General features: G+C 68.4%; 5 protein-coding genes. 1 reads left to right on the top strand and 4 read right to left on the bottom strand.

Features of this window, described 5'->3' with window-relative positions; genetic code table 11:
- Positions 1–311: 311 nt before the first annotated feature.
- The 3 genes from AC4FAH_RS04960 to ptsP are packed head-to-tail and all read right to left on the bottom strand — an operon-like array spanning position 312 to position 6,183.
- Positions 312–2,099, bottom strand: a complete 1,788-nt coding sequence (locus AC4FAH_RS04960) for a PTS fructose-like transporter subunit IIB (protein WP_279836801.1) — start codon at positions 2,097–2,099, stop codon at positions 312–314.
- On the bottom strand, positions 2,096–3,139 hold the full coding sequence (locus AC4FAH_RS04955) for a 1-phosphofructokinase family hexose kinase (protein WP_490245732.1): 1,044 nt from the start codon (positions 3,137–3,139) through the stop codon (positions 2,096–2,098). Before AC4FAH_RS04955 ends, AC4FAH_RS04960 begins: the two co-directional genes overlap by 4 nt.
- Complete coding sequence (ptsP, locus tag AC4FAH_RS04950) at positions 3,139–6,183, bottom strand: phosphoenolpyruvate--protein phosphotransferase (protein WP_490245731.1); 3,045 nt, start codon at positions 6,181–6,183, stop codon at positions 3,139–3,141. The genes AC4FAH_RS04955 and ptsP overlap by 1 nt, the downstream gene beginning before the upstream one ends.
- Before the next feature lie 387 nt (positions 6,184–6,570).
- Between ptsP and cra the strand changes: the two genes are divergently transcribed.
- Positions 6,571–7,578 carry a catabolite repressor/activator gene (gene cra, locus AC4FAH_RS04945; protein ID WP_279836804.1) on the top strand — a complete coding sequence of 336 codons (1,008 nt, stop codon included), beginning with the start codon at positions 6,571–6,573 and terminating at the stop codon, positions 7,576–7,578.
- 73 nt (positions 7,579–7,651) lie between these two features.
- On the opposite strand, the gene AC4FAH_RS04940 is transcribed toward cra, so the two are convergent.
- The coding region (locus tag AC4FAH_RS04940) for an Hpt domain-containing protein (RefSeq protein WP_490245730.1) at positions 7,652–8,403 on the bottom strand (752 nt) is incomplete at its 5' end.

Genomic DNA, 8,403 nt, shown 5'->3' with positions numbered 1-8,403 from the left:
GCAGCGGTCAGGAGCTCAACGGCCTGTCGCGTGCCCAGGTGCTCGACGAAGTCGTCACCGCTTATCAGCAGCATCTGGCCTTCGTGCGCCACGATACGGTCAATGAAGCGCCGGCGATGCCGGGCGTGATCGGCAAGTCAGAACTGGACTGATCAAAGTTGGACTGATCAGAACTGGACTGAGCCATCCGCTGTCGCTGAGCGCCTGCGCTCGGCCTGCAATGCAAAAGCCCCCGCCGGGAGACCGGCGGGGGCTTTTTGCGTCTTGCCTTGTGCGTTTGCGGCTTGTGTCCTTACCTGCCTGCCAGCGGCTCAGGTCGCGGCAGCGGTCTCGACCTGCTGTGCGCCCTTCTTGATCAGCGCATAGCCGATACCCGTCACCAGAGTGCCGGCGACGATGGCGCCCAGGTACATCAGCGGCACGTTGATGGCGTTGGGAATCAGCAGCACGAACAGCCCGCCGTGCGGCGCCAGCAGCTTGGCGCCTATCAGCATCGACAGTGCGCCGGTGACGGCACCGCCGACCATGCAGGCCGGAATCACGCGCAGCGGGTCCTTGGCGGCGAACGGAATCGCACCCTCGGAGATGAAGCACAGGCCGAGAATGAAGCTGGCCTTGCCCGCCTCACGCTCCGGCTCGGCGAACTTGGCTCGCGCGATGAAGCTGGCCAGCCCCATGCCCAGCGCCGGCACCATGCCGGCCGCCATGATGGCCGCCATCGGCGCATAGGTCTCGCTGGCCAGCAGGCCGACACCGAAGGCATAGGCGGCCTTGTTGACCGGACCACCGAGGTCGAAGCACATCATCGCGCCGAGCAGAATGCCCAGCAGCACGGCATTGGCCGAGCCCATCGATTCGAGGAATTCGGTCAGCGTCGCCATCAGCCCCGCCACCGGCGTGCCGACCACGTAGATCATCACCAGACCGGTGACCATGCTCGCCACCAGCGGGATGATCAGGATCGGCTTGAGCGATTCGATCGACTGCGGCAGCTTGACGAAACGGCTCAGCCCCAGCGCGCTGTAGCCCGCCAGGAAGCCGGCGATGATGCCACCGAGGAAGCCGGCATCCAGGGTGGCGGCCAGCCAGCCACCGATCATGCCCGGCGTGATGCCCGGGCGGTCGGCGATGGAGTAGGCGATATAGCCCGCCAGCACCGGAATCATCAGCTTGAAGGCCGAGCCACCGCCGATCTGCATCAGCGCCGCCGCCAGGGTGCCTTCTTCCTCGAAGGCCTTGATGCCGAACACGAAGGACAGCGCGATCATCAGGCCGCCCGCCACCACCATCGGCAGCATGAAGGACACGCCGGTCAGCAGGTGCTTGTAGGGGCCACGCTTCTCGCCCTTCTGCTGGCTGCCCTGACCGTCCGCGGCGGTGGCGGACTCCACCTCGGCGCCTTCCAGCGCCTGCTCGATGGTATCGCGCGGCTTCTTGAGCGCGGTGCCGGTGGAGGTCCGCCAGACCCGCTTGCCGGCGAAGCGCGTCGGGTCGACCTCGATATCACAGGCCAGAATCACCACCTCGGCCGCGGCGATCTCCTGCTCGGTCAGCGCATCCTGCGCGCCCACCGAGCCCTGGGTCTCGACCCGCGTCGGGTAGCCCAGCGCTCGCCCTGCCTCGCTCAGAGCCTCGGCGGCCATGAAGGTATGCGCCACGCCGGTCGGGCAGGCGGTAACCGCGACGATGGACGGCTTGTGCGCCACCTCTCCATCAGCTGCGCTTGCTGCGCCGCTGGCCGTCGTGCTGACAGTCGCAGCCACGTCGGCGATGTCCTTGGCTTCCAGCACGCGGGCGCGGGCCTCGGCATTGGCCAGGAAGGCGGCGGGGTCCGGCAGCGCCTCTTCGATGGGCGCGACATGCACGCGCTTGCCGACGAAACGCTCGAGACCGGCGCTGGTCATCGGCGACGCCGCGACGATCACCAGTTCGGCGGCGGCGAGCTGGGCATCGCTCAACACGAGTTCACGCTCGAATTGCGAGCGCATGTCGATGAGGGGCTCCCAGTCGCGACGACGGGCGGCCTGCTCCAGGCGGCGCGCCGCCAGGAAGCTGGTCGCCATGCCGCTCGGGCAGGCGGTAACGATGATGACATTCATGGGCGTGGCTCTCCGGCTGTCGCGACCTCGGCACTGGCCAATGTCTCGATGCTGGTGTGTTGTTGGAGGGTTTCAAGCTCCGGGGCGGCGGGATTGCCCGGCCCCGGGTGGGTCACGGCCTCGGCGGAAAGCGCCGTGGCATGACGCAGAATCCGTTCACGCATGGCCGCCGTGGGTGTCGGATGGCAAAGCACCCCATGCAGCATGGCGGCCAGCAGGGTATCACCGGCACACACGGTACTGACCACTCGCATGCGCGGCGGGCGTGCCCGCAGTGTCTCGGCGCCGGGGCTTGCCCACAGCACGCCTTCCGGACCGGCAGAGATCAGCGCCTGCTCGATGCCATGCTCGACCAGACTCGCCAGCGCGCGCTGACGGGCGGCGTCGCTCTCCAGCGGTTCGCCCGCCCACAGCGCCAGTTCCTGCTCGTTGGGCTTCACGCCGCTGGGCGGCACCGCCAGACCGGCTTCGAGTGCCGTGCCGCTGGTATCCAGCCAGCAGGCAATGCGGCGGGCACGCACCCGCTGCACCAGGCTTGCCAGCTGCTCGCTGCTGACACCCGGCGACAGGCTGCCGGCGATGACGACGGCACAGCGCTCCGGACTACCCTCGGCCTGCTGACGATCGATCCACTCATCGATACGCACCTCAAGCCGCGTGAAGGCGGCCTCATCGACCTGCATGCCCGCGCCGTTGATATCGGTGACACGGCCACTGGCCTCCCCGAGCTTGACGTTGATGCGGGTCGCGCCCGCGACGCGTTCGAAGGCATCACTCAGCCCCCACTCGGCGAAGGCGGCCTCGAAATCGGCCTGGTTGTCGGCGCCCAGAAAGCCGCTCAGCGTCACCGGATGACCCAGCGTCGCCAGCACCCGCGCGACGTTGATGCCCTTGCCCGCCGCCTCGAGATGATGGCTGCGCGCCCGGTTGACCTTGCCCGGCACCAGGCTGTCGAGGCCGATGGTCATGTCCAGCGCCGGGTTGAGCGTCACGCACAATACCGGGCAGTCGGCGGCCTGACGCGTCGTGTTGTCACTCATCACACTGACTCCCGCGGGCTGTTTACATTACTGGCCGCACTACTGTCCGCATTACTGGCCGCAGCGCCTGAGGTGACCTCGGCAACGGAAGGCTCGCCCTGCTCGAGCAGCGCTTCCAGAGCACTGCGCACGTCTTCCGAGGTCGGCTGGGCCAACGCGACCCGCGCCTGCTCACGCGCCGTGGCCAGGTCCAGCTCGCGCACCCGCGCCTTGACCAGCGGAATCTGGCGGCTGGACACCGACAGCTCATCCACACCCAGCCCGACCAGCACGCCGACAGCCTGGTCATCACTGGCCAGCTCACCGCAGACGCCGACCCAGGCACCGTGGGCGTGGGCGGCACTGACGGTCATCTCGATCAGGCGCAACACCGCCGGATGCAGGCCATCGGCCTGCGCCGAGAGCGTCGCATGGCCACGGTCGATCGCCAGGGTGTACTGGGTCAGGTCATTGGTGCCCACCGAGAAGAAGTCGACTTCCGGCGCGATGCTGGCAGCAGTCAGCGCCGCCGAGGGAATCTCGATCATCACGCCGACCTGCACGTCGCGCACCGGCGGCTGGCCATGTTCGGCCTCATAGGCGGCGTCCAGCTCGGCACGCACGCGATCGACGATGGCACGCGCGCCACGCAGTTCGGCCAGGTCCTTGACCATCGGGAACATCAGGCGGATCGGCCGCGCCCCGGCGGCCGTCAGCAACGCCCGCACCTGGGTCTCGAGCACTTCCGGGCGCGTCAGGGCGAGGCGAATGCCACGCAGGCCTAGGAAGGGATTGTCCTCACGCGGCAGCGGCCAGTACGGCAGCGGCTTGTCGCCGCCGACATCCAGCGTGCGGGCCACCAGCGGCCGCCCCTCGAGCGCATCCAGCGCCTCACCGTACTGGGCGGTCTGGGTGGCCAGATCCGGCGCCTGCGGGTGCGCCATGAACACGAATTCGGTACGCAGCAGGCCGACACCCTCGGCACCGCGCTCGACGGCGTCACCGGCATGGGCGGTGTTGCCCAGATTGGCGACCACCTCGACATGATGGCCGTCCAGGGTCGTGGCGGGTGCCATGCGCGACTCCCAGGCGGCGGCCTGACGCTGCTCATGCCCGGCGATCGCCTCTTCGGCGCGCGCGCGGCGACTGGCCGAGGGCATCACGCTGACACGGCCTCGTTCACCATCGACGATCAGCTCGCTGCCATCGGCGATCGCCAGCACGCTCGGGCCAGCCCCGACCACCGCCGGAATGCCCAGCGAGCGCGCCAGAATCGCGCTGTGCGAGGTCGCCCCGCCCAACGCCGTGACCAGCCCCCGCACGCGAGTGGTATCCAGACGCGCCACATCCGACGGGCCGATGTCCTCGGTCACCAGCACATGCGGTGTCTCGGGGGCGCTGGGCAGCGGCGTATCGGTCAGCACGCCGAGCACCCGCCGCCCGACATCGCGCAGGTCGGCGGCGCGTTCGGCCAGCAGGCGATCGGCGAGGTTTTCCTGGGCGCTGGCGGCACTGTCGATGGCCGACCACCACGCCGCTTCGGCGCTGTGGCCTTCATCGAGGCTTTCGCGCGCCGCGGCAAACAGCTCCGGATCGCCGAGCATCTCCTCGTGCATCGAGAGAATCTCGGCCATCTCGGCGCCTTCGGCGCGATTGACCAGCGCCAGCAACTGCTCGCGCGCGGTCTGGATACTGGCCACCAGGCGCTCGGCCTCACGATCGGCGCCGGCATCGCTGCGCGTCTCGTAGACGAAGCGCGGCAGGCGCATCACCCAGCACGGCGCGATGGCCATGCCCGGCGAGGCGGCCACCGCGGGCACCACGCTGTCGGCGGCGGGAGCGGCCTGCTGGGTGTCGCCGGTGGCTTGCTGTTCGCTGGCCTCCAGCGGCGTGGCGGCGTCGGCGCGCCAATCGGCCAGCGGCTCCACCGCCTCGCCGAGACCGGCCTGCACCGCGCTCACCATCATGCTCAGCGCCGCCTGATTGGCCGCCGAGTCATCGCCGGAGGCGCTGAAAATCAGCGTCTGGCCGCGGCGTGCGCCCAGCCCCAGCACCTTGGTCAGACTGGCGGCACTGACCACACCGCTGTCATCGCCTTCCAGTCGCAACGCCGGAATGACGCCATGCTGCTCGCCGGCTTCGCGCGCCGCCTGCACCAGCTGCTTGGCCGGACGCGCATGCAGGCCGTGGGCGTTGAGCAACACGACCTGAGCCAGCTGCGCCGTGGCGGATTCCCCCGACAGCCGCGCCAGCAGGGCGCTGGCCGACAGGCCCGGCAGGCTTTCGCCCGCACCCTCTTCCAACAGCGTCAGCAGGCGCTCCAGCAACGGCTGATGCTGGCCCTGCTGGGCATCGACTGCCAGACAGGCCAGCGCAGTGATGCGCCCGTGGCGCGTCTCCAGCGCCTTCTCCGGCGTGACGATGGCCAGCGCCGAGCGGGTGACATCCTGCTGCGACTGCGCCAGCCACACGCCCTGCCCCAGCGCCACCGGTTGGGCGGCGAGCATGGCCGAGATGAAACCATCACTGACACAGCCGGCCTGGCGCAGGCGCGCGGCCCCCGCCAGCACCAGCTCGTCACGATCGCGCGCGGGGAAACCGCACAGCAGCGTCTCGGCATCCAGCCGCGGCGGCACCACCTCGCGGCCCAGCTCGCTCAGCACTTCCTCGGCGGTGGTCGCCGAAGCCAGGCGCTCACTGACGCCATCGCGATCGAGCACGCGCGTCAGCGCACGCAGGATGTCGAGATGCTCATCGGACTGTGCCGCGATGGTCACCAGCAGGAAGACGCGATTGCCGTCGTGCCACTCCACGCCCTGCGGAAACTGCAGGACACGCACCCCGGTGGCCAGCACGGCCTCGCGGCTGTCCGGCGTACCGTGGGGGATCGCGATCCCCTGCCCCAGGTAGGTGGAAGACTGGGCTTCACGCGCCAGCAGGCCCTCACGGTAGTCGGGCGTGGCGCGCCCACCGGCGACCAGGGCATCGGCGGCCTGTTGCAAGGCATCGCGCCAGTCGCTGGCATGGGCGGCGAGAAGGATGTCCTCGCGATCAAGACTGAGCATGGCTGGCTCCTTGAGGCTCCCTTCTGATGAGGAGCCTGGATGTTGGCGGTGCGCTGCAAGCGTGTATTTCAGCTGCCGCGACACGTCACTTGGCGAGTTCCGACAGGGTAGCGGCGTCATGGCGTGATGACGAGCATGCTGAATCGTGTCACCTCAATAGGGCTCATGCTGGCCGTTTTCTTGCGCCCGATCAAGCGAACACAAACCGAAAACGTGCTTCTGGTGACTAGACATTGGGTGTAGAGCCGCCTGTGGCGCGGGCTCGAGAGGTGTCGAGCGAGGCGTGCCCGGCGCAGAGAGGATTTGCACCCGAGCCCACAAGTGCGCATCATTCCTCGCACATGGAGCACGCAGATCCCGTTCCCCCTTTCCAGCAAGGACAGTGGCATGACCCTGGCAGAAATCGCGCGTCTTGCAGGCGTTTCACGCACCACCGCCAGTTATGTGGTCAATGGGCAGGCACAGGCACGACGTATCAGCCCCCAGACGGTCGAGCGCGTCATGGCGGTGGTACAACGTCATCACTATCGGATCGATGCCCAGGCAGCCGCGCTGCGGCGTGGCGAAAGCCGCACGCTGGGCTTCATGCTGCCGGACCTGGAGAACGCCAGTTATGCCCGCCTGGCCAAGTTGCTGGAGCGTGGGGCACGTGAGCGCGACTATCAGCTGTTCATCGTCTGCTCCGACGATGAGCCGGAAACCGAGCGCGAGCTGGCGCGCATGCTCAAGGCGCGGCGGGTCGATGCGCTGATCACCGCCAGCTGCCTGTCCCCCGACGACCCCTTCTACCGCGAACTGGCGCTGGATGGCTTCCCGGTCATCGGTGTCGATCGCGCGCTGGATACGCGCCACTTCGCCAGCGTGGTCAGCAACAATGAAGATGCCGCCCGCGAGCTGACCGAAGCCGTGCTGGAACACGCGCCGCAGCGACTGCTGTGGCTGGATGCCTTGCCGGAGATCGATATCACACGGGCGCGCGCCAGCGGCATGCAGGCGGCGCTGGCGCACTATCAGCAGCGCACCGGCAGCAGCGAGCTTGAGGCCACCACCCTGCATGCCGCGCGTTACGAGCGCGAGGCAGGCGCGGCGGCGTTGACCGAGCATCTCCGCCATTCACCGCTGCCGGACGCCATCGTCACCGCCTCCTACACCCTGATGGATGGCGTGCTTGATGTGCTGTTCGCCGAGGGGCCGCCGGCCAATCCCCCCAAGGCGATGGCCAGCTTCGGCGACGACCGCCTGCTCGACTTCCTGCCGCTGCCGATCCATTCACTGCCCCAGCGTCACCAGCAGATCGCCGATGCGACGCTGACGCTGGCGCTGCAGGGCATTCAGGGCCAGACCACGCCCGGCGTGACGCTGGTGGAACGCGAACTGCGCCGCCGCCAGCACTGAGGTGATGCCTGAGGTGATGTATCTGGCCGAAGGCGGCTTTGCTGGCGCCAAACTGAGCTGGCGCCAAACTGTGCTAGCGCCAGGCTTGACCGGCATCGTGGGCGATGCGGTGATCACGAATTTCGGCCAGCAGCGCCGCCACCGCGGCCTCGATGCGGGTGCGCGGCGTGTCGGATGCCAGCAGCAGCTCCAGCTGCAGGGCGGCATCACGCAGCAGGTCGTGATCCAGGGTAGCGGCGCTGCCCTTGAGCAGATGGGCTTCATGCTGCAGCTGCTTCAGATCCATATGGTCCACCGCCCGCGACAGGCGCTGGGACTGCTGCTCTAGCTGCTCCTCGAAGGCCGCCTCGAGGGCCGCGATGCTGTCGGCATCCAGCTCATCCCGCAGCGCAGGCGTCACGGCCTGTGCAAGCTCCGCCGCTGACCCGACAGATGTCCACGACTCCCCTGTGTTCATGCTCGTGTGTCCCCCTTCTGCCCCTTCCCGTTCGCCCTGGCCCTCGCCTTCGCTCTCGCCTTTGCCCTCAGGCTCACGCCGCTCGATGGGGCCAGCCGCCGACGGCTCACTGACCTTGTCAGCTTCAGTCTCAGTTTCAGCTTCAGCCTCGCCCTCAGTGGCACGCGCCTGGGCCTCATGGATCATGCGACGCCGCGCAGCGGGGGAATCGAGTGATGCCACCAGTGACGCCGCACGCGCGAGTGCCTCACCGGTTTCCGGCGGTGCCTCGAAGTGGGGCGGTCGCTCAGTGGTAGGGGAATAGTTGATCGGATCGAAGGGCTGGGTGCTGGCGAGGGCATTGACGCGCCATTCGCCGAGGTCCTGGC

Source organism: Cobetia sp., assembly GCF_983723665.1.
Note: the sequence above shows the minus strand (reverse complement) of the source record. Positions and strands in the feature narration are given on the sequence as shown.

What these genes read in the sequence shown, in the direction of transcription:
- AC4FAH_RS04960 (WP_279836801.1), bottom strand. Translation starts at nt 2,099, where the DNA reads ATGAATGTCATCATCGTTACCGCCTGCCCGAGCGGCATGGCGACCAGC.
- AC4FAH_RS04955 (WP_490245732.1), bottom strand. Translation starts at nt 3,139, where the DNA reads ATGAGTGACAACACGACGCGTCAGGCCGCCGACTGCCCGGTATTGTGC.
- ptsP (WP_490245731.1), bottom strand. Translation starts at nt 6,183, where the DNA reads ATGCTCAGTCTTGATCGCGAGGACATCCTTCTCGCCGCCCATGCCAGC.
- cra (WP_279836804.1), top strand. Translation starts at nt 6,571, where the DNA reads ATGACCCTGGCAGAAATCGCGCGTCTTGCAGGCGTTTCACGCACCACC.